Raw genomic sequence first — 20,110 nt, forward strand, 5'->3', positions numbered from 1 at the left:
AAAAAAAATGAAAACGACACTCCAGAAACCTCAACTCCGTCAATTATTAAGGTTGGCCTTGGTTTTTCTATGCATGTTATCATTCAACAGCAACCTTTTCGGCCAAACCAAAAGCGATACTTTGCTAATCAAGGAAACAGTATTCAATTATCTTGAAGGACTCCATGACAACGATGCTGTAAGAGTAGAAAAAGCCATGCATCCTGAATTGGCAAAAAGACTGATCACCAAAGACAATAAAGGGAATTACAAGTTGGATATCATGGGATGGTCACACCTTTTGTTCAATATCAAAACGGTAGACTTTAAAACGATGTATAAAGCAGGTGTAAATCCTGAAGAGCCTTACCGGGTTGAAGTGATTTTTTATGACATATCCAACGATATCGCCACAGTCAAAGGCATACAGAACAAATTTGCTTTTTTTGATTACATACACTTAGGAAAAATCAACGGGGAATGGAAGATCATCAATATTTTATGGGCATGGAATTGAAATATTTTAAAATGAAAAAAACGATTTCACTTTTACTCTTACTTACCTTCTCTTCATTGCTTGGCTTTTCCCAAACCGAATTCAGCGAGGAAACCCAAAAGTATATTGCATACCGGGATGCTGTTATCGTCTTCAAAAATGCTTTGTTGATCGATGGTAAAGGCAATCCTGCCAAAACCAATCAGACCATCATGATCAGCAATGGTAAAATCACTTGGATAGGTGACGATACTGATGCAAGCCCACCAAAAGAGGCAAAAATCATAGACATGAATGGCAGAACTTTGATGCCAGGTTTGGTCATGTTGCATGAGCATATGTACATTTCGGGTCATTCCTTTGCGCCAAGAATGGCCCATTTGAAACAAACGCCTGTTACTTTTCCGAGGCTTTATTTGGGGTCTGGTGCTACCACTATCAGGACAGCAGGGAGTATAGAGCCATATTCAGACTTGAACCTCAAAATGGACATAGACGAGGGAAAGATTCCAGGCCCTTCGATGGAGGTTACAGCTCCCTACCTTGAAAGGAAAGGGTCCTTTTTTGCTCAAATGCCCAGAATCGAAACCCCGAAAGATGCCCGTGCCTTTGTCAATTATTGGGCAGATCAGGGTTTTACTTCCTTTAAGGGATACATGTTCTTAGACAAACCCTCTCTGCAAGCGGCTATAGATGCCGTGCATGAGAGAAACCTGAAAATTACTGCTCATTTGTGTGCGGTAACCTACAGAGAAGCAGCTGAAATGGGAATAGACCAATTGGAACATGGCTTTTACGCGAGTTCTGATTTTGTGGAAGGCAAAGCCGAAAACCAATGTCCTCCCAATCTCGATCCATCGCTTGCCAACTTGGATGTCAACAGCGATGAGGTCCGGAACCTACTACAATTCCTCATTGATAAGAAAGTAATTATCACTTCAACCTTGGCTGTCATGGAAGGCAGTATTTCAACCCAACCTGAACCTTGCGAGGAGTTGCTCAGCTATTTTTCGCCTACCAATAAGGAGTACTACCTCAACATGTTGTCCAGAAAAAATCCTCCCCAGGCCCAACGCTTGACGACAGTGTATTTGCCAACAATGCCAAAATGGAGAAGATGTTTTATGATATGGGGGGATTGCTCACTGTAGGTTCCGACCCGACGGGTAATGGAGGCACGATTGCAGGCTTTGGAAACTGGCGGGCCATTGAATTATTGGTGGAAGCGGATGGCTTCAGCCCATTGGAAGCGATCAAGATTGCCACTATGAACGGGTCAATTGCATTGGGATTTGAGGATAAAATCGGGACGGTTGAAATCGGAAAATCTGCCGACTTGTTGATCATTGACGGAGACCCTTCCAAGAACATCAGTGATTTGCGCAAAGTCCAATATGTATTCAAAAGCGGCGTAGGCTATGATTCAAAGAAATTGTTTGAGTCGGTGAGGGGAAAAGTTGGGTTTTATTAACAAAGGAAATTACCAATGACAGAATTTCGGAGCGTCATGCTGAACCTCGGGAAAGCCTGTCCCGTCCCGATAAATATCGGGATTCGGGGCATCTCCCGCGGTCCAGGGAAAGGAGGATTATGACCAAAAGGGTTAATTTTCCTCTAATTCAACTGTGTAATTGTACCTCCTGAGATCCCTCGTGCCTTGGGATGACGCAGAAACCGATGTCATTCTCCTTTCTATAAATATCAAATTTTAATAGCTCAGCATTACTTAAACAAACCCCAAAATGAAAAAATCACTCTGTACAGTCCTGATGCTTTGCACCTGTATGTTTATAAACAGCTGTAGTTCAGATAAACAAGAAATTAACCTGGACGCTAACCGGGATATTGTGAAAAATTTTCATCGGGTTTGGAGTAGCGGACAGGTTTCGGAATTAGAAAAAATTTTGGCACCGGATTTTGTCTGCCACTTTATAAACGGAATTGAATGGAACGGAATTGAAGGAGCAAAATTTTCAATCTCAAGCCATAGAAAAATTTTTCCGGACTGGTATGAAGAAATCGTCGATATGGTAAGTGAAGGAGACAAAGTGGTAACAAGATATAAATCGACAGGTACCCATCAGGGAGCATTTGAAGGACTTGATTCTACAGGTATTAAAGTAACAATTTATGAAACCTCGATATTCAGAATAGCTGATGGAAAAATAGCAGAGCAATGGGGTTTTCCAGATGCATTAAGTTTGAAAAACCAACTATCTAAAAAATGAAAATAACCACATTATACCTGCTCCTTATTTTTTCATTCCTACTTTCCTCCTGCTCCAAAAAACTAACATCCACGATAGACCTTTCAACTGCTGAAAAGGAATCAGTTTACAAAGTATTGAAAGACGTTTCCTATGGTTCAGATACGGAGCAAACCATGGATATTTTCCTTTCCCAAAAAGCAAAATCCTTGGGTAAACGTAATTACACGATTGTCTTTCTTCATGGAGGAGGATATTACTTTAGCGACAAAAGTCAGGAGGAAAGATACATTGAACCTTACCTCAAAAAAGGCCTGAATGTCATCAATCTGAATTACAGGTTGAAAAGAGGGATTCCATTGGCCACAAGCGACCTTACAAATGCCTTGAACTTTCTCCAAGCCAACAATGCTGACTATAGTTTGAATCTGGACAAGGTGATTGTGACAGGTTTTTCTGCAGGCGCGCACATTGCCACCAATGTGGGACTTGCCCAAAACAACCCCGAATATCCCAATAAACTTGGTGAAGACATTGTTATCGAAAGCATCATCAATTTTTCCGGTCCTGTGGATGGATTGGATGTGGTGGAAAGGATTTTTACTGAGCATGAAAATGAACAGTTTAGAGCCGTGGGCCGAGCGCTATTCCCAGCTGAGGATTATGAATCAAAAGAGAGCATCGCTATCTACGAACCGATCACCTATTTTGATCAAAACGACCCACCTATTTTTCTGTGGCATGGTGGCTTGGATGATCAGATTCCTCCGGAGACTTTTGAAAAGTTCGTTCCCAGGCTTCGGAAAAACAAAGACATTCTAATCTACATACCCCATGGAGGACATAGCCCGACGAAGGAAGAATTGGAATATGCATATATCGAGATATTTAAATTCTTGAATAATTTATAAAATGAAAGAAAATTCTGGAAAATAAGACTAAATTGAAAGATGCTCGATTTTAAACCAACAGCGTTTTGTAATTAGACTGGCAAAAAATATGGCAAACCACCAATGATTAAATTTTTCAGGAGAATAAGGCAAAAATTACTAGAACAGGGAAACCTCAAAGTAGCAACAGATTCAGAGTTTGAAAATTTTATTTTCAACCAAATCTGGTTTACCCAGAGAAAAATAAATGGGGCAAAAGAATTACTCACCTTAAATAATGAAATCTTAGATGAGATTCAGAAGGCAAAATAGGTAAGACATTCTACTGAAAACATATACATCAACCTACATGGAAAAAGGATTTAAAAATATTGCTTTATTCTTTGCTGTCACTGCCGCAATTGTTCTCATTGGTTTTTTCCCCACCTACTTATCCCATTTTCCATATTTTGAAGGTTTTGTTGCCTTACACCATTTCCATGGTTTTGTTATGGCATTGTGGTTGGTGGTTCTCATTGTTCAGCCCATCCTGATCAACAAGAGGAAATACCAATGGCATCGCATGATAGGGAAATTTTCCTACGTTCTCGTACCTATTATTGTGATTTCAATGGCGCTTGTGTATCAAAGGTCATTTGTCATTAGCGTCGCAGAAAATGGGACAGACCATATCAAGAGTCTTTCCATGTTGTTTTTACCCCTGACGGATATTCTACCATTTACTGTTTTTTACCTATTGGCAATAATCTATAGAAAGAAGGTAGCCAATCACCTAAGGTTTATGATTTCTACAGCTATAGTGGTTGGCAGTGCGGGAATTGTAAGAATATGTATGGTTTGGTTGGGAATGGATTTCGTTGGGGCAATGTATGCCAATGCCGTACTGATGATTTTGGTTTTAGTTGGGCTGGTTCTGTATGACTTATATCATAAAAAACTTTCTGAAAACAAGTCATTCGTAGTTGCCTTACTTGTTTTGGGCATTCCCAATTTGCTTTTGATGTATGTTCCTTATACAGCATGGTGGCAGTCCTTTGCGGAGGGAATAGTAAAAGCCATGAATTGAAAAAATGTATTGAAAATTGATAAACCCTGATTTGGCAATGATTACATAAAATTTATAAAAATGGAAAAAGCATATAAAAATTTAGGGTACTTCTTCCTGCTTTTGGTTCCACTTGCTTTTTTGGGATTTTATAAAAGGTATTTAAGTCAATTTCCGGAATTTCAGGAGACTACAACCTACATTCATATACATGCAGCAATTGCTTCAATTTGGCTTTTTATGCTGATCATTCAGCCCTTTTTGATAAGGAACAGGAAATATAAGCAGCACCGGATAGTTGGAAGGATTTCATATTTTGTTTTCCCCTTGCTCATTCTTTCATTTATTCCTGGAATCATGCGAATGGCAAGTTCTGGTAGCCCAAATTTATTTTTCCCTTTATCAGATGCCATCATGTTGATTATTTTGTATTCGTTGGCAATATATCATAGAAAGAATGTTGCAAAACATATGAGATATATGATTGGCATCGCATTGGTATTTCTTGACCCTACGCTGGGTAGAATAGGTGTGTTGCTTTTAAATCTACCGGATAACGTAAATCAGAATGCGCTCTGTGTGCTGATTTATCTGATACTGATTTCATTGATATTGCTGGATAGAAAGAATGAAAAGGATTACCAACCTTATTTATTGATTCTCTCCTTATGGATAATCCATCAAATTACCTTCAATTTGATATTTTGACACCAAAAGAAAGAACAGCAACAAAGCAAAAAATGAAAACGAACCACCAACAACGAATAAAATAACTAAAAAGAAATCGATATGAGAATCACTTCATTTCCAACACTTGCTTTAGCTCTTTTAATGCTATTTGCATGCAATCAAGGTAAGGATGCCGAAAATAAAATGGAAAAAAATGAAGGGTTAGAAATAGCCAAGAAGGAGCTACTGATTTCCACCGTAGAAACCTACATAAAAGGAATTAAGGAACGGGATTTTTCAATAATACCTTATGCTGAAAAGGTTACAATGCGTACTCCATTTACCAAAAATGGTACTAAAATTCAATTAAAAGGAAAGGAAGCATTGTTTAATGAATGGTGGAAACCACTTCTATTAACACCGAATGCAAAAGAAGTGGTCTTTAAAGTCACGGATTATTACTTTAATGAGTCATTAACAAGCATAGTTGTAGAAAGTGTGGTGACTGATTACAATGCTGAACCACCTGCTATCGTCTATGTTGCCGAACGATTTACCTTGAATGAAGCAGGTGAAATAATTGACCAAATCAATCATATAGATGTGCGTGATGTTTTGACGCCTGGATGGTCTGAAAAATAACGGATAATTTAAAGAAACAACCATGACAACCCACTCAAATAGAATTTCATTTTCCCCGACCAATGTCAAAACCCACATTAAATTGGATAATATACTATCTAATCATAGGCCTTCTGTAGGACAATATGCAACTACGTTTTCCCGGTTAATTTTAATGATGATGTTTGCCTTAGCAATGAAAACAGCTGAGGCTAAAGTAGTCCGGGTGGTGGTTGAGGAGCGTGTACTGTTGGCAAATGGACATTTCTTTGGCAATGTTGGCCAATATGAAAAAATAAGGGGTACAATCCATTACGAGGTTGACCCGGAAAATCCTGCAAGTGCAGCCATAGTCGATTTGGAATTTGCGCCAAAAAATGTTCGGGGAATGGTGGAGTTTTCGGGAGATTTTATGCTGCTAATACCTCTTGATATGAGCAAGGCAAATGGACGATTGGTTTATGAGGTCAATAACCGAGGGCGCATCTTTACTTTTGCCAGTCTTAATGGAGGTCAATTAACCAATAACCCTCAAACATTAGAACAAGCCGGTGATGGGTTCCTTTTACATCAAGGATACAGCCTTCTTTTCAGTGGTTGGAATTGGGATGTGACTGAGGGAGATGACAGGTTTCAATTTGAGGTGCCCTATGCTAAGGATGGAGAGCAAAGCATTAGGCAAAAAATAGCAGCAGAGATAGTTAATAATATGAGTTTGAAAGCTTTGCAAACTATGCCTTTGGCAAAGCAAAGCCGTGGTTATCCCTCAGCAAATTACCCGCATAATAACATGGATGTGCTGACTGTCAGAGATACTCCTGAAGGGAAGAGAACAATAATCCCAAATGATCAATGGAGTTACTCATCTCAAAAAGGCGATGAAATTTTTGCTGACTCCCTAAGTTTATATCTTAAAAATGGATTTCAACCGGGGGAAATTTATGAGCTGATCTATGAGGTTAAGAACCCAAAAGTTGCGGGGTTAGGTTTTGCCGCAGTAAGGGATATCTTATCCTTTTTTAAATATGAGTATGAGGATGCTTTCGGTTTTCACAATCCACTGATTTCTGAAACCGAACTCGGGAAAGAACCTGCCATCAAATACACTTATGTTTTCGGATACTCTCAGCCCGCACGTTTCATTGCACATATGCTTATGCAGGGTTTTCATGTGGACGAAAATGAAAGAATGGTTTTCGATGGCGCCCGTATTCATGTGGCTGGAGGTGGTAAAGGTGGTTTTAACTCCCGTTTTGTCCAGACGACCCATCATCCCTTAGATTTGCAAGGCAATTATATGCCGGCTGATTATCCGCCGTTTAATTTTCTTGCAGACGATGATCTTGGTTCAGGTGGCGAAAATGACGTATTGGCTGTGGCTAAGAAGCTCGGCAAGATGCCCAAGATTCTGATTACCAACTCAGCATTGGAATACTGGAACCGTTCGGCATCACTAGTCCATACCACCATAGATGGAAGCAAGGATGCCAGTGTTCACAAAAATGTTAGGATTTATTTGATCAATGGCGCCCCACATGGTCCTACTCCAAGGAGATACCTTGAAGTTGCCCAGCATTCATTAAGTATTATAGATTCCGGGCCTTTAATAAGATCCTTTCTAATTATGATGGATGATTGGGTTACAAAAGAAATAGAACCTGCGGATAGCAGATATCCGAGGATTGACCGTAATGAATTGATCACCGCTGCAGAACACAAGCAGCTAATGCCGGCCATTCCAGGTATGCGGCATCCGGGCAGAAACTTCCAGCCTCCGATATGTGACTATGGGCCCGAATTTTGGAACAAGGGTATAATGAGCAACATTCCACCGGTGGTCATTGGGCACTACCCTACACTTGTACCTGCAGTAGATAAAGACGGCAATGGAATTGGGGGCATCAGACTACCGGATATTACTGTCCCCCTAGGCACATACCAGGGATTTAATCCCCGCAGAAATCAAGCAAATGCTCCAAACTACATGACCAGCTTTTTTGGTTCTTTCTGGCCTCTAGCTTTGACACAAGCTGAGCGGGAAAGTAGCGGCGATTCCCGCCTAAGCCTCGAAGAGCGATACGATGGAAAAGAGTCCTATGTTAAAAATGTGATTATTGAAACAAACAAATTGCTTGGGGACCGATTGCTGACGCAGGAAGACGCTGATAGAATCATTGCTGATGCAAAAGCGAAAAACTGGCCACCAGTGATGCTGGAAACATGGCCTTTCTGGAAGTAGCAATAAACAAAACAATGAATCGATGATAAAATTTTTCAGGAAAATTCGCCAAAGTCTACTTATTGAAAACAAACTCAGCAGATACCTGCTCTATGCCATAGGTGAGATTGTTCTCGTGGTCATTGGAATTTTAATTGCTCTACAAGTCAATAATTGGAACGAAGGCAGAAAAGAATTGGCAAAAAGCCATGAGATATTGCGGGAAATAGCAGAAAACCTAGAGTACAACAATGCGCAGTTCCTACAAGAAATCAATGAAGAAGAAGCTGTAGTTAAGTCCATTGATATTGTGTTGGAAAACCTAAAAATGAAAAAAGGCTACCACGACAGTTTAGGTTTTCACTTTTTAAATGTGGCCTATTGGCCGGGATCACTCAAAAAATCCTCAGGATATGAATCACTCAAGTCGCAGGGACTGGATATCATCAAATCTACCGCATTGAGAAAAGCAATCATCGATTTGTATGAAGGCAATTATCAGGAAATTGCTGAAACGGGACGAATTTCAGAGGACAACGTAGCCAACACCATGTGGCCCATGGTTACAGCACTTTTTGAAACGATGCCTTCTGTACCACATCAAGCATTTGAAAGCCTTAAAATAATTCCATTTGATTACAATGAGCTTGTAAATGCCCAAAACTATCGTGGTTTTCTAAGCTGGTGGCGACATTCAAGGGTCGTGTCCATTGAAGTGAGAATGACTGCCATAGAGCAGAACAATAAGTTGATGGCAATGATAGCGGAAGAGTTGAAATAGTTAGACCTAAGAAAAATTTTAATTTATTTATGAATCGAAACCTTTCTCCCCAACAATTACCCTGGTGCCATTATCCAAAAGCAAATGATATAGAAAGCCACGGTCTGTGCGAACTTCCGTTATTTTTAACCCTTGTAGATTGGACAGAAATAAAGAAGTATAGAAGCAATAAGTTTAAAACAGAAGCACTAACAAAGCTGACGAATAAGCAGATATTGGAATTGGCAAGCATAACAGCCAGGTCTTTTGCCCAAAATGAACCCATGGTGAGGCATGTACAGCTTCCGTCATTAATGCCTGAACAATTGCTGAACAGCTTCCATCATGACCCATTCGGTAATGAAGGATTTGGGGAATGGACTTCTGAGAATAACTTTTTTTGGTTTATCCGTTTATTTTCACTTACCAACCCATCCGACCCAATTGAAAACATTAAAATCAATGCTGATTCTGTTGATTTTTCGTTAGCAATTCTTGATGAGAATAAAAGCGTAATCGGAGGGGCATTCAATTCTGTGATGAAAGCCGAGGATGCGCCATTTAGAGACGGAGATCCTTTTCTTGATACAATAATCCAAGTTTACACCCCAAATTTTGATTTGATTTTTACACAGGAACATGAGGCGGTTGAAGCTTTAAAAGAGAAATATCAAGAGTTTAGGATGGCTCTTGAAAACCAAAAGGTAGGTTTACATTTTTTAATTGCCCGGTCACCGGCCCTTCCCAAAGAGGACACTTTTGAATTGGTAGCTGCATCAGCTGAGACATTTCGTCATCATGGCTGCCAATATATGCTTGTTGCTGCGTCTAATCAGTGGACAGGAGCAGCTTGTGAAGCATTAAATGGCACAAGAGTACACTATTCCCCCTATCGGAGTAAAAAAAGAGTCCCTTTAATAAAGGACGCCACCTCAACAGAACCCTATTCCATTGATGGGTATATTTCAGCAAAAGACAGCGGAGCCATGTTTTATGTCATTAAGCTAAATTGATGGGTCAATCCACTTATACCGGAGAATTGAATAGAACCTTAGGCTTGCCTTCATTATTTGCGGTGGCTGTCGGGGTAGTGGTATCTCAGGTTGTTTTTGTGTCCATTTTGCAGGGTGTTGGGATAGGTGGGGCGAGCTTTTTTGTGGCAATGCTCATCGCTTTTGTGCTGACGCTTTGTTACGTTTTCACCTATTCAGAATTAGCCCTCTTGCTGCCCAAGGCAGGCAGCATCAGCTCCTACACAGAGGTCGCTATTGGCCATTTTCCGGCCATAGTGGCTAGTATAGCAGGATACCTCGCGCCCGCTATTTTTGGCTTGCCTGCAGAGCTGTTTTTGTTGGAGTACATTCTCGATGTATTGTATCCTGGCAGTTTTGTTTATACAGGTGTGATTGTTTTGGTAATGTTTACCATTCTCAATTTGATTGGTGTAGATTTATTTTCTAAAGTGCAGAGTTTATTGTCTTACTTGATGTTGACAAGTATGGTCGTGATAGGAGTTGTTGGACTGACTCATTCCGACCCAAGAGGTCTTCCCATTAGTTCAATTGTTGAGGGGATTAGTCATCTTGATTTTAATGTCCTTAATCTTACCATGTTGGCTTTATGGTCTTTTTTTGCGCTTGAATTCGTTTGTCCTTTGATAGAGGAAACTAAAAATCCGAAGAAAAATATACCTCGCTCGATGATATGGGCAGCAGTTTTCCTGATGGTTATTTATTTTCTGATTGCACTTGCAGGGTACAGGACAGTGCCTGCCGGTGAGTTGGCAGGATCCGACATTCCACATTGGCTTCTCGTATTGGAGTTGTTTGGTGAGAAAGGTAAATTGATAATGGCCGTGCTTGCTATCACTGCCACCTGCAGCACCATCAATACCGTAATCGCAACCCTGCCAAGGATGTTGTTTGGAATGGCGCATAATAATCAAATGCCTAAAATCTTTATGAAGATTCACCCCAAAACCAAAGCGCCTTGGGTAGGGATTATATTTGTGGCATCGATCATTTTAATTCCCACTCTTCTGCTAAGCGGTAAACAAGACATCATTTTAACTTTGATGATTTCTGCAGGCACTATTTGGCTAATTGCCTATATTATTGCTCATATTGATTTAGTGGTCCTTAGAAAAAAATACCCAACTATCTCACGGCCGTTCAAATCGCCCTGGTATCCATTTCCACAAATATTAGGTATAATCGGCATGGTGTATATGATTCTAAATAATTCTCCTTCTCCGGATATGACCCGACAAGTTTACCTCAATGCAGGAATTATTCTATTGATCGCAGGTGCATTCGCTTGGTGGTGGGTTAAGTATAAAATGAAGAAGAAGCTATTTGAACCGGAGCCGATCGAGAATGCACTTTCCGAATAGGCTAAAGCCTTTCCAAGCTAATCTAAAATTTAATAAATGAACGAATGATCAAATTCTTTAGAAAAATACGGCAGAAGTTGATAAATAAAGGTAATCTGAAGCGGTACCTGCTTTATGCTTTTGGAGAAATCCTGCTTGTCGTCATTGGAATTCTGATTGCTTTGCAAATCAATGATTGGAATCAAAACAGAATAAACGCCAAAGAAGAACAGCGTATTTCTCAGGATATCTTAGATGGATTTCAACTTTCCAGATTTCTTTTTAAAAAGGGCATAGGGACCTGGGAGACTGTAATAGGGAATGCCGATACTTTATTACTGATTATCAATAATCCATCAATTCGACCTGACGATGAAAAATTGGAGATGCACCTTCACCTGTTGACTTTGCAGGGGATGTCGGGCACTTCTACCACCATCTATGATGTGTTGGCCAATTCGGGTGATCTTGAAATAATTTCCTCTGACTTACTGCGAAACAACCTTGCTGAATTAAAATATCAGATGGAGCATTTGAACCATTCTGAAGAGTCTTATGTCCAATTCGTGAATCGGGAACTCCGACCATTTCTGAATCGCTTCGTAGATCGTTCAGCTTTACGTGGAAACTATGTAAAAGGTCAATGGATTATCAGTTATCACCCATCTCCATTTGGATCTTCATTTGATGACCTCATCCAAAGCAGGGAATTTGCCAATCTATTGGCTGATCTTATTGAGTCTTCAAACAAAATGATCAATGTCTACCACAGACTTGAAAAAGTCATTGACCAAATGGATTCCCTGATTTTAGCAAAGTATCCCTCCATGCAAGCCAAACCATATATTCCTAAATAAAAAGTAGAAAACCGTATGATCAAATTCTTCAGAAAAATAAGACAGCGATTACTAGCAGAAGGAAATCTGAAACGATTTATAGACAAACTAAAACCTGCAGCTTGGCAGGTTTTTTTATTTTTTCATAAAACCCTTCTGCTACAAATGGGTTTCAACATACATGGAACCTTACGCAATCGTTGACGAATCTGGATTCCCGGTTGTTTGGATTCGTTTTACAGGCAATAAAAGCACTGACCAAAACTTTCAAACTTATCTGGCCCAAACCAAAGCCTGTTATCGGTACAGCAAGCCATTGGCTATTATTTTCGATGCTTCAAACGCGGGCATACCCTCACTTTCACATCAAAAAATGCAGGCTGATTGGCTCAAGGAAAATAAGGAATTGATGATAAATTATTGCGCGGGGACTGCTTACATTATCCCCAATGCAGCCATTCGAGCCATCTTAAAAGTGATTTTTTCATTCCAAAAGCAACCTGTCCCTTATCAGATTTTCGAAAGTGAACCTGAGGCAGAAGCATGGGTGCAAAGTCTGGTTCTAAAATAGGCTTGTAAGTTTAATATCAGAACTCTCTTAAATAATTACTCCTCTTTTCAAAGATCAATGGGCAACTCAGCTATCTTTTTGACTTTGATATCCCTGTAGAAAACCTCAGCCCCTTCGGATTGAATTTGGATTTTGCCGCTTTTTAGAGGCAATTCACCTGTTTCAGATAAGTAACGTGAGTTGTAAAGGGCCATCACCACTTTGTCGTTTACCACATGCACAGCTGTATCTCCGAAGCAATAAAGTTCCAGGGTATTCCATTCACCCGTTGGATTTTCGGCATCGGGGTATTTTACACAGCGCCTTCCTACAGGGCTCAAATCACTGAACACCAATTTTTCTGCCTCAGGATTATAGACATAAAGATCATCAGACTTCTTTGCCGGTATGTCCATGATTCCTCCTGCTACCCCCCAATAGTCACCGCAATCGCCTTCCTGCACCTGAAACTCCTGCGAGCGCATCCAAAAACCACCGTCTGCCCCATGTGGTCCCCCGGCATGATAGAGTAAGCCACTGTCCCTTTTATTTTTGTCGCGGGGTTTGTGCTTAGCCTCGCCCCATTTAAATTGAAGGCTGAGGTGGTAATTCTGAAACTCTTGGGTAGTTGATAATCCGCCCCACTGTTCACCGGATATCCGAATAGCGGGTCTTCCATCCACTTCTACCACACTGAATACGCTTAAGGGGTCGATATTTAATCCAATTGGACTATCAGATCTCCCCACGGTAGAGTCGGTGGTGGCCACCCATGCGGGCCCTAGGTAGGTGTCCCAACCACTGAGGTCTTTATCATTGAAGAGTGTTTCCCGTTGTTTTTCAGGCTTACAGGAAACGGATGCCAGAAGAGCAACAGCGAAAAAGAAGATTTTGGCTTTGGACATTTATTTTGGGTTTGGTTAAAGGTAGTCATTCTTCAATAAATGGGAGTTAAAAAAAGCACAAAACAAAAGAATCTAAAAATGCATATATTGAAAGGTTAAAGTTTTTGAATGATTAAAATAACGAATATGAAGCGGTCAATTGTTTTTATCCTACTTATCCTCAACCTATCTATCGCCTATGGCCAAAAACCTCGGGCAAGGGATTTAGGCGTGCCATTTAATGGAACCACAGGTCAGTTTAACGCCATTACAGATGTTAAAGGCGTGGAGGTGGGCTACAGCACCATCATCTCAGGTAGCGGGGAAAATATCGTAGGCAAAGGTCCGGTAAGAACCGGTGTCACCGCCATCTTCCCGCGTGGCAAAGCCCAAAAATTCAGCCCCGTATTTGCCAATTGGTACAGTTTGAACGGAAACGGGGAAATGACGGGAACCACTTGGGTGACAGAATCCGGCTTCCTGGAAACCCCGATAATGATCACCAACACCAACAGCGTGGGCGTGGTCCGGGATGCTGTTTTGAAGTGGTATGTAGATACTGACTGGTACAACGGTGAAGAGTGGTGGTATACCTATCCTGTAGTAGGCGAGACTTATGATGGATTTTTGAATGATATTTATGGTTTTCATGTCAAAGAAGAACATGTACTGGAGGCCATTGAAAATGCCACATCAGGAAAGATTGCCGAAGGAAATGTAGGCGGAGGCACCGGGATGATGTGTTTGGGTTTCAAGGGTGGAACAGGAACATCTTCCCGAATTGTCAAGGTCAAAGATTCCTCGTACACTATTGGTGCTTTGGTACAGGCTAATTTTGGCAGGAAATCCTCGCTGACCATTGCCGGTGTTCCGGTGGGAAGGGAGTTGATGGACACCTTGAACAACGAATTGAAATTGCCGCCACAGTCTTACCGAAAGGAAGGGGATGGTTCCATCATCGTGGTGGTGGCGACTGACGCACCTTTACTTCCACATCAGTTGAAAAGGATTGCACATCGTGTCCCGTTGGGGATTGGAAATACGGGCGGATATGCAAGCAATGGCTCAGGAGATATTTTTATTGCTTTTTCCACCGCCAATCCGGATGCATTTCAGCGCTATGATTTATCGGAAGTGGAGATGCTTCCAAATGATCTGATCGATCCCTTATTGGAAGCGACAGTACAGGCCGTCGAAGAAGCCATCATCAATGCAATGATTGCCGCAGAAACCATGGAAGGCATCAATGGAAACAAGTCTTATGCATTGCCACATGGGTTGCTGGTAGAAGTACTCAAAAAATACAATCGGTTAAATGATTAGATTGAACAATCGTCCTAAAATTCATTTGATTAATGTAAATAATCAAGGGTAAAATTCTTAACTTTCAAAACAACTTTTGTCTATAGCCCATGAAAACACAAAAACCATTCAATCATTTCAAAGGTATTATTTATGGTATCAGCAGTGACGGAAGAATATCCCGGGGGCAATTCGAAGAAATGAAACTTTGGTGTCAGGCGCATAAAGGACTTTGCCAGGAATCACCCTTTAAGGAATTCTTTGACGAAGTAAAATCCATTCTTGATGGCGGTACCGTCACATCTGAGGAATTAGATGAAATGAAGGCTATCCTCAAAAAATATGAATCTGAGCTGAGCGTTTCTGAAACAGTGGAATCCAGAATCCAGATGCTGCAGGGGATCTGTTATGGTATTCTGGCCGATGAGCAGATCAATAAATATGAAATTTATGTCCTAAAAAAGTGGCTGGAAGAAAATAAAACTATGCTCGGTTTATCCCCTTTCAAAGAAATGCATGCTATCCTTACTGATGTAATGGAAGATGGCCAAGTAGATATCAAAGAAGAAAAGGAGCTTAAAAAATATTTTTTGGAAATATTGAAATTAGAAGTGTAGTAAAGTCCATCCAAATTCTTCTCCGGAAAATTAAACCCTTCATTGGGGAAGAAATCCATGCATTTCGTCCTAAGTCAGGAGACCTGAACTATTCATTTTTTTATATTATACCCCAAATGCCATTGTAGGACATTTGATCATGAATGACACATCTTATTCTTTAAACAATCTGTATTCCTAATATTTCTCTCTACATTGAACAAAATGAAAAACTCAACCCTTCTTCTTCTCTTCGCATTACTTGCCTCACTCACCATAACAGGTTGCAGCGAAAACAGCAAAAACTCCTCAGAAGAGGAAAAAACAGCTCCTACACCAAACAAATCTGAAATGGAGGATGAAGCTTGGCATATGGAAGAAATGTATTGGCAATATGTACAGAACATTGACACAGTCGCCTATAAAACGCTTTGGCATGAAGATTTTATCGGCTATCCGGGTTTTGGGGATGGGGTAGCTGACAAAAGTAAAATCGCCAGTTGGATTCCTGACTTGCACAAAGACCAGGAGCTGAAATACAGCTACACCCTTTACAAAAAAGCATCAAATGCAATCGAAGATGTGGTAATTGTATTCTACGACACAGATTTTTTATGGACCGACAAGGATAACCAAGTTGTCCGAAAGGAGACACGAAAATTTACGCATACCTGGAAAAAAGTGGATGGAAAGTGGCTGATTCTTGGAGGGATGGCTGCATTGAAAGATCAGTGGGCTATTGGAGATTAAGCATAATTTCGAAAAAAAATACACCCGTCTTCCCAAAAAATCCATGAAAATAAAATCAAATTTTCTAATAATTCTAACAGGTCTAACGCTTTTCTCTTGCTCTGAGAAAATGGATTATGAAGCAGCCAACGCGTATATTTTAAAATCTGCACAAGAATGGGCAGAAGCGATAAATGCGGGCGATTCTTTAGTAATTGATAGGATTGTAGCAGATGACTTCATGGGGGTAAGTTTAAGGGGTGATCTTTATGACAAACAAACCTTGATTCGTGAGTCTAAAATGAAAGCAAACCGATTTTACAAACCCAAAGTGTTCAATGTTACCATAAGATTTTATGGAGAGGCTGCTGTTGCCCAGGGAAATGAAACCTGGACAAAAAAAGCCGACTCTACCAGCACAACCAATATCTGGACCGATACCTGGATATACAGAGATAAAAAGTGGCAGATAGTAGCGGCACAGGATTTAAAGTTGAAGCAATAAAGATTGTATCATCATGCTCAAAGAAATAAAAGAGGATACTTCGGCAATTATTGAAATATTAGAGGAAGTCATGAAAAAGAAAGAACTAAGAACCAGAAGTTTTTAAAAATTTTTGGTGGAAATGCTGAGGAAATACAATCAACTTAATAAATAATTGATATTTTTTTTAATTACTTCTTTAAGAATGCTGGAAATTAAATTCATTGAAGTCCAAACCAATTAGAGGTTATCTCGCTTTTGTAAGCGTACGATTATCCACATGTGCAGGGGACGAAATCCTACGGTGGCCGAAATGTTTCTGATTCGGACTAAGTTATGTTTGCATTCTCAGCTTGATTCAAGCAATAATGTTTTATTATTAATACAATATTGTTATTTTTGTTTCATTAATAAAACATTATGGCAAATAGTACTCCTGTTTTATTTCCCAAAAGCCAGCGAATTCTGAGCGAATTGGGCGAGAATATCAAGTTGGCCCGACTGCGTAGGAAGCTCTCCAGCGAGCAGGTGGCAGAGCGGGCGGATATCGGCAGGTCTACCCTGGTGAAAATCGAGCAAGGCCATCCCGGAGTAGGCATAGGCAATTACCTGAACGTGCTGCGGGTCTTGGGATTGGAGCAGGATTTTTTACTGCTGGCCAAGGATGATGAGTTGGGCAGGAAGCTTCAGGATGCTCATTTGGTCTCCAAAGAACGTGCCCCTAAAAAATCAAAAAATGGCCACTGAAATTCGAAAGCGAAGTATTTGGGTCTATGCAGACTGGTCTGGTCTGGAATCCCCCCAGTTGATGGGAATACTACAGGCCGAGCTTTTACGGGGTAGGGAGATTTTTTCTTTCGAATATGAACGCGATTGGCTGGCCACTTCACAAGCCCAGATTCTGGATCCGGATTTGCAGTTATATGGAGGCAAGCAGTTTCTCAATGATCCGCATAAATCCAACTTTGGTATTTTTCTGGATTCCTCCCCTGACCGATGGGGAAGAGTGCTGATGCGAAGGAAGGAAGCAGGCATGGCCCGGGCAGAGGAAAGAGCAGAAAAAAATCTTTATGAAACCGATTACCTATTGGGCGTTTTTGATGGCCACAGAATGGGTGGTTTACGCTTTAAGTCAGATCCTGATGGATCCTTTTTGAGTGATGATTCCAGGTTGGCAAGCCCACCTTGGGCCTCAATCCGTGAATTGGAAGAAATCAGTCTTCGCTTGGAGGAAGACGGTGTTTCGGATGATCCAGAGTATTTGAACTGGTTGAATATGCTGGTGGCTCCTGGTTCTTCCCTAGGTGGAGCACGTCCGAAGGCCAGTGTGCTGGATCAAAATCAAGAGCTTTGGATCGCTAAGTTCCCAAGCAATAGCGATGATTCGGATATAGGTGGATGGGAAATGGTGGTACATACTTTGGCGAAAAAGGCAGGAATTCAAATGGCCGAAGGAATGGCCCAGAAGTTTTCTTCAAGGTATCATACCTTTTTGACCAAACGCTTTGACCGGAGATCCGATGGCAGCCGGATTCATTTTGCATCCGCCATGACTCTGTTGGGATATCGTGATGGGCAGGACTATTTAGATGGAATTAGTTATCTTGAGCTCGCAGAATTTATCAGCATCCACAGCGCATCCGTTCAGGAGGACTTGGAGCAGCTTTGGAGAAGGATAGTATTCAGTATTTGCGTAACCAATGTAGACGACCATTTGAGAAATCATGGCTTTATCTTGACTCCAGCAGGTTGGCGGCTCTCCCCGGCTTATGATATTAATCCAATTGAAACCGGCACGGGTTTGAAATTGAATATTTCAGAGAATGACAATGATCTGGACTTGGATTTGGCTTTGGAAGTCATTCCCTTTTTTAGGTTGAAAACGGCCAATGCAGAGAAGGTTATACAAGAAGTGAAAACTGCTGTAGCTGGATGGAGGGCTGTCGCTGCCCATCTCAAAATCCCAAAACAACAAATCGAATCAAAAGCCGGAGCTTTTCAAAAAGCGCATATCTAATCCAATGAAAAGCTAGAGATTTCTTGATAGTAGTGAAATTCTTTAAAGAATGATTGCATTATTTACCCCTCTTCGGAAGGGAAAAGGGGGAGTGGTTGCCAATCTAGTTTAAAAAAACAATTCTATCAACGAGCTTGTCCTCAATTTTTAGAGATGCGGTATATCACATTCTTGCCTCCACCCGAAACATAGATATCACCCGATTGATCGATGGCTACCCCATCAAAGTAGTTGGTAGCAGGTAAGGCGCCTTCTTGACCAACAGCCGGTCCACTCAGGCTGAGACCATCTACTATTTTGCTCACTGCTCCTGTCGCCAAATCTATGCGTGATAACCGGGAAGCACCGGTTTCAACAACCAGCAGTCCACCTTCTTTATCTCAAGACTAACCTTCAGGATTTGTTAATCAGGTCAATATTCAATTGAATTAATCCCAATTGCATTGTCGCTTTTTTTTGCATTTGCCAATTGGAGTTCCACTGATTCCCGATCCCAAAGGTGAATTTCCTTCTTTCGGAAATTAATTGACACCCTAAAGTTGCAGAGAAAGTTATATCCCAATATACCATCGACCCTATTTCCCCAATTGTTTTGGTTGAGTTGGTTTAAAGGTACAAAAAGTGTCTTCATAGGTGGACAAGGAAGGTTACCAACCATCCATTCATTTACTTTAGAGGATTTTACCTGAGTTATGTTCTTCCCAAAACCTGCCATTGAAACCTCCCTTACCCGTGATGAGCCTGAACCGATGTGGTTGATTTCCTGAATATCCATCACATTTGCACTAGCTCCTGTATCCAGAATCATCTTTAACTTTTTTCCATTCATTTTTACTTCGATTAGCGCCAATCCTTTACCTAGTATTATAGGGAGAGTTGACTGAGGCTCTTTATGGATATTTTTTGAAGAAATGCGGTTGCCTTCTTTATTGAGTCGATATATGGTCAGTTCTTTAAATGTATAGTCTAAAACCAGTTCACAATTTTTAAACAAACTATTTCCAACAACCCCTAATAAATCCAAACCAGTTTTTTTCTCCAAAGCAGTGAAATCGATTATGACACCTATCATATTTTTTTCAAATCCTTCGATGTTTAATTTTATAGGCCATATTTCATTTTCTATTTCATTTCCATGAATACCATAAAATTTGATTCCGGTAGCATTGCCTTTAAAGTACCTTTTATTTAAGATTGTTTCCGAAACACCCGTGTCCACTACGAAATATCCTTCCTTGCCATTAGCAGTGGCTTTAACGATGATAAGATTTTGGACGAGATCGAATGGTATGCTGGTAACGGGAGTGTTTTTTAAATTGTAATGTGGAATAATCCACCCAAAGACAATAAATGATAAGATCGTTTTCATGTTATGGAAGTAAAAATGTTATAAATTATTTTTCAGTCCATGATCTGTATTTTGGTGGCTAAAGGCCTAAATACATTTCGGGGAAAT

General features: G+C 40.6%; 24 protein-coding genes. 21 read left to right on the forward strand and 3 right to left on the reverse strand.

Annotated features, from left to right (window positions below):
• The first annotated feature begins 7 nt into the window (after positions 1-7).
• The 15 genes from B9A52_RS06375 to B9A52_RS06445 all read left to right on the forward strand — a co-directional run bounded on the left by B9A52_RS06375 (position 8) and on the right by B9A52_RS06445 (position 12,663).
• Positions 8-496, forward strand: coding sequence for a nuclear transport factor 2 family protein (locus B9A52_RS06375; protein ID WP_084119509.1), 489 nt, complete (start codon positions 8-10; stop codon positions 494-496).
• On the forward strand, positions 460-1,626 hold the full coding sequence (locus tag B9A52_RS06380) for an amidohydrolase family protein (protein ID WP_084119510.1): 1,167 nt from the start codon (positions 460-462) through the stop codon (positions 1,624-1,626). The genes B9A52_RS06375 and B9A52_RS06380 overlap by 37 nt, the downstream gene beginning before the upstream one ends.
• On the forward strand, positions 1,584-1,946 hold the full coding sequence (locus B9A52_RS06385) for an amidohydrolase family protein (protein ID WP_084119511.1): 363 nt from the start codon (positions 1,584-1,586) through the stop codon (positions 1,944-1,946). The genes B9A52_RS06380 and B9A52_RS06385 overlap by 43 nt, the downstream gene beginning before the upstream one ends.
• Positions 1,947-2,217: 271 nt before the next feature.
• Positions 2,218-2,703, forward strand: coding sequence for an ester cyclase (locus B9A52_RS06390; protein ID WP_084119512.1), 486 nt, complete (start codon positions 2,218-2,220; stop codon positions 2,701-2,703).
• On the forward strand, positions 2,700-3,593 hold the full coding sequence (locus B9A52_RS06395; RefSeq protein ID WP_084119513.1) for an alpha/beta hydrolase: 894 nt from the start codon (positions 2,700-2,702) through the stop codon (positions 3,591-3,593). The genes B9A52_RS06390 and B9A52_RS06395 overlap by 4 nt, the downstream gene beginning before the upstream one ends.
• Positions 3,594-3,695: 102 nt before the next feature.
• The gene (locus tag B9A52_RS06400; RefSeq protein ID WP_084119514.1) at positions 3,696-3,884 is read left to right on the forward strand and encodes a hypothetical protein; all 189 of its coding nucleotides are present in this window, start codon (positions 3,696-3,698) and stop codon (positions 3,882-3,884) included.
• Positions 3,885-3,921: 37 nt separating this feature from the next.
• Positions 3,922-4,638: a hypothetical protein gene (locus B9A52_RS06405; protein WP_084119515.1), complete on the forward strand. Its 717-nt coding sequence runs from the start codon at positions 3,922-3,924 to the stop codon at positions 4,636-4,638.
• A 60-nt stretch (positions 4,639-4,698) separates the two neighbouring features.
• The gene (locus B9A52_RS06410) at positions 4,699-5,325 is read left to right on the forward strand and encodes a hypothetical protein (RefSeq protein ID WP_084119516.1); all 627 of its coding nucleotides are present in this window, start codon (positions 4,699-4,701) and stop codon (positions 5,323-5,325) included.
• An 81-nt stretch (positions 5,326-5,406) separates the two neighbouring features.
• The gene (locus tag B9A52_RS06415; protein ID WP_157370083.1) at positions 5,407-5,928 is read left to right on the forward strand and encodes a hypothetical protein; all 522 of its coding nucleotides are present in this window, start codon (positions 5,407-5,409) and stop codon (positions 5,926-5,928) included.
• Positions 5,929-5,950: 22 nt separating this feature from the next.
• Positions 5,951-8,146: an alpha/beta hydrolase domain-containing protein gene (locus B9A52_RS06420; protein WP_157370084.1), complete on the forward strand. Its 2,196-nt coding sequence runs from the start codon at positions 5,951-5,953 to the stop codon at positions 8,144-8,146.
• A 22-nt stretch (positions 8,147-8,168) separates the two neighbouring features.
• Positions 8,169-8,906, forward strand: coding sequence for a DUF6090 family protein (locus B9A52_RS06425; protein WP_084119519.1), 738 nt, complete (start codon positions 8,169-8,171; stop codon positions 8,904-8,906).
• 29 nt (positions 8,907-8,935) lie between these two features.
• Positions 8,936-9,898, forward strand: a complete 963-nt coding sequence (locus B9A52_RS06430; RefSeq protein ID WP_084119520.1) for a hypothetical protein — start codon at positions 8,936-8,938, stop codon at positions 9,896-9,898.
• Positions 9,898-11,277 carry an APC family permease gene (locus tag B9A52_RS06435; protein WP_084119521.1) on the forward strand — a complete coding sequence of 460 codons (1,380 nt, stop codon included), beginning with the start codon at positions 9,898-9,900 and terminating at the stop codon, positions 11,275-11,277. Before B9A52_RS06430 ends, B9A52_RS06435 begins: the two co-directional genes overlap by 1 nt.
• A 44-nt stretch (positions 11,278-11,321) precedes the next feature.
• Positions 11,322-12,113, forward strand: a complete 792-nt coding sequence (locus B9A52_RS06440) for a hypothetical protein (protein WP_084119522.1) — start codon at positions 11,322-11,324, stop codon at positions 12,111-12,113.
• A gap of 160 nt (positions 12,114-12,273) precedes the next feature.
• Positions 12,274-12,663: a hypothetical protein gene (locus tag B9A52_RS06445; protein ID WP_084119523.1), complete on the forward strand. Its 390-nt coding sequence runs from the start codon at positions 12,274-12,276 to the stop codon at positions 12,661-12,663.
• 47 nt (positions 12,664-12,710) lie between these two features.
• Here the strand turns inward: B9A52_RS06445 and B9A52_RS06450 are convergent, their stop codons facing one another.
• A complete protein-coding gene (locus B9A52_RS06450) occupies positions 12,711-13,547 on the reverse strand; it encodes a 3-keto-disaccharide hydrolase (RefSeq protein ID WP_084119524.1) in 837 nt (278 codons plus the stop codon).
• A 126-nt stretch (positions 13,548-13,673) separates the two neighbouring features.
• On the opposite strand from B9A52_RS06450, the gene B9A52_RS06455 reads away from it, so the two are divergent.
• The 6 genes from B9A52_RS06455 (at position 13,674) to B9A52_RS06480 (ending at position 18,654) form a co-directional block, all read left to right on the forward strand.
• Positions 13,674-14,849: a DmpA family aminopeptidase gene (locus B9A52_RS06455; RefSeq protein ID WP_157370085.1), complete on the forward strand. Its 1,176-nt coding sequence runs from the start codon at positions 13,674-13,676 to the stop codon at positions 14,847-14,849.
• 89 nt (positions 14,850-14,938) lie between these two features.
• The gene (locus B9A52_RS06460; RefSeq protein ID WP_084119526.1) at positions 14,939-15,445 is read left to right on the forward strand and encodes a hypothetical protein; all 507 of its coding nucleotides are present in this window, start codon (positions 14,939-14,941) and stop codon (positions 15,443-15,445) included.
• A 204-nt stretch (positions 15,446-15,649) separates the two neighbouring features.
• On the forward strand, positions 15,650-16,174 hold the full coding sequence (locus B9A52_RS06465; RefSeq protein WP_084119527.1) for a nuclear transport factor 2 family protein: 525 nt from the start codon (positions 15,650-15,652) through the stop codon (positions 16,172-16,174).
• A gap of 43 nt (positions 16,175-16,217) precedes the next feature.
• The gene (locus tag B9A52_RS06470; protein ID WP_157370086.1) at positions 16,218-16,658 is read left to right on the forward strand and encodes a nuclear transport factor 2 family protein; all 441 of its coding nucleotides are present in this window, start codon (positions 16,218-16,220) and stop codon (positions 16,656-16,658) included.
• 399 nt (positions 16,659-17,057) lie between these two features.
• Positions 17,058-17,384: a helix-turn-helix domain-containing protein gene (locus tag B9A52_RS06475; RefSeq protein WP_084119529.1), complete on the forward strand. Its 327-nt coding sequence runs from the start codon at positions 17,058-17,060 to the stop codon at positions 17,382-17,384.
• Positions 17,374-18,654 carry a type II toxin-antitoxin system HipA family toxin gene (locus tag B9A52_RS06480; RefSeq protein WP_231955510.1) on the forward strand — a complete coding sequence of 427 codons (1,281 nt, stop codon included), beginning with the start codon at positions 17,374-17,376 and terminating at the stop codon, positions 18,652-18,654. The genes B9A52_RS06475 and B9A52_RS06480 overlap by 11 nt, the downstream gene beginning before the upstream one ends.
• Positions 18,655-18,794: 140 nt before the next feature.
• On the opposite strand, the gene B9A52_RS25445 is transcribed toward B9A52_RS06480, so the two are convergent.
• Positions 18,795-18,959: a hypothetical protein gene (locus B9A52_RS25445; RefSeq protein WP_157370087.1), complete on the reverse strand. Its 165-nt coding sequence runs from the start codon at positions 18,957-18,959 to the stop codon at positions 18,795-18,797.
• Between the two features lie 107 nt (positions 18,960-19,066).
• Positions 19,067-20,023, reverse strand: coding sequence for a retropepsin-like aspartic protease (locus tag B9A52_RS06485; RefSeq protein ID WP_084119530.1), 957 nt, complete (start codon positions 20,021-20,023; stop codon positions 19,067-19,069).
• Between the last annotated feature and the right edge of the window lie 87 nt (positions 20,024-20,110).

The sequence above is a fragment of the Aquiflexum balticum DSM 16537 genome (genome assembly GCF_900176595.1).
Classification (GTDB): domain Bacteria; phylum Bacteroidota; class Bacteroidia; order Cytophagales; family Cyclobacteriaceae; genus Aquiflexum; species Aquiflexum balticum.

Bases quoted from the DNA above. Each gene is read 5' to 3' on its own strand.
- B9A52_RS06405 (WP_084119515.1), top strand. From the start codon at position 3,922: ATGGAAAAAGGATTTAAAAATATTGCTTTATTCTTTGCTGTCACTGCC.
- B9A52_RS06415 (WP_157370083.1), top strand. From the start codon at position 5,407: ATGAGAATCACTTCATTTCCAACACTTGCTTTAGCTCTTTTAATGCTA.
- B9A52_RS06400 (WP_084119514.1), top strand. From the start codon at position 3,696: ATGATTAAATTTTTCAGGAGAATAAGGCAAAAATTACTAGAACAGGGA.
- B9A52_RS06385 (WP_084119511.1), top strand. From the start codon at position 1,584: ATGGAGAAGATGTTTTATGATATGGGGGGATTGCTCACTGTAGGTTCC.
- B9A52_RS06470 (WP_157370086.1), top strand. From the start codon at position 16,218: ATGAAAATAAAATCAAATTTTCTAATAATTCTAACAGGTCTAACGCTT.
- B9A52_RS06435 (WP_084119521.1), top strand. From the start codon at position 9,898: ATGGGTCAATCCACTTATACCGGAGAATTGAATAGAACCTTAGGCTTG.
- B9A52_RS06410 (WP_084119516.1), top strand. From the start codon at position 4,699: ATGGAAAAAGCATATAAAAATTTAGGGTACTTCTTCCTGCTTTTGGTT.
- B9A52_RS06430 (WP_084119520.1), top strand. From the start codon at position 8,936: ATGAATCGAAACCTTTCTCCCCAACAATTACCCTGGTGCCATTATCCA.
- B9A52_RS06445 (WP_084119523.1), top strand. From the start codon at position 12,274: ATGGAACCTTACGCAATCGTTGACGAATCTGGATTCCCGGTTGTTTGG.
- B9A52_RS06450 (WP_084119524.1), bottom strand. From the start codon at position 13,547: ATGTCCAAAGCCAAAATCTTCTTTTTCGCTGTTGCTCTTCTGGCATCC.
- B9A52_RS06460 (WP_084119526.1), top strand. From the start codon at position 14,939: ATGAAAACACAAAAACCATTCAATCATTTCAAAGGTATTATTTATGGT.
- B9A52_RS06440 (WP_084119522.1), top strand. From the start codon at position 11,322: ATGATCAAATTCTTTAGAAAAATACGGCAGAAGTTGATAAATAAAGGT.
- B9A52_RS06395 (WP_084119513.1), top strand. From the start codon at position 2,700: ATGAAAATAACCACATTATACCTGCTCCTTATTTTTTCATTCCTACTT.
- B9A52_RS06485 (WP_084119530.1), bottom strand. From the start codon at position 20,023: ATGAAAACGATCTTATCATTTATTGTCTTTGGGTGGATTATTCCACAT.
- B9A52_RS06480 (WP_231955510.1), top strand. From the start codon at position 17,374: ATGGCCACTGAAATTCGAAAGCGAAGTATTTGGGTCTATGCAGACTGG.
- B9A52_RS06420 (WP_157370084.1), top strand. From the start codon at position 5,951: ATGACAACCCACTCAAATAGAATTTCATTTTCCCCGACCAATGTCAAA.
- B9A52_RS06475 (WP_084119529.1), top strand. From the start codon at position 17,058: ATGGCAAATAGTACTCCTGTTTTATTTCCCAAAAGCCAGCGAATTCTG.
- B9A52_RS06390 (WP_084119512.1), top strand. From the start codon at position 2,218: ATGAAAAAATCACTCTGTACAGTCCTGATGCTTTGCACCTGTATGTTT.
- B9A52_RS06455 (WP_157370085.1), top strand. From the start codon at position 13,674: ATGAAGCGGTCAATTGTTTTTATCCTACTTATCCTCAACCTATCTATC.
- B9A52_RS06380 (WP_084119510.1), top strand. From the start codon at position 460: ATGGAAGATCATCAATATTTTATGGGCATGGAATTGAAATATTTTAAA.
- B9A52_RS06375 (WP_084119509.1), top strand. From the start codon at position 8: ATGAAAACGACACTCCAGAAACCTCAACTCCGTCAATTATTAAGGTTG.
- B9A52_RS06425 (WP_084119519.1), top strand. From the start codon at position 8,169: ATGATAAAATTTTTCAGGAAAATTCGCCAAAGTCTACTTATTGAAAAC.
- B9A52_RS06465 (WP_084119527.1), top strand. From the start codon at position 15,650: ATGAAAAACTCAACCCTTCTTCTTCTCTTCGCATTACTTGCCTCACTC.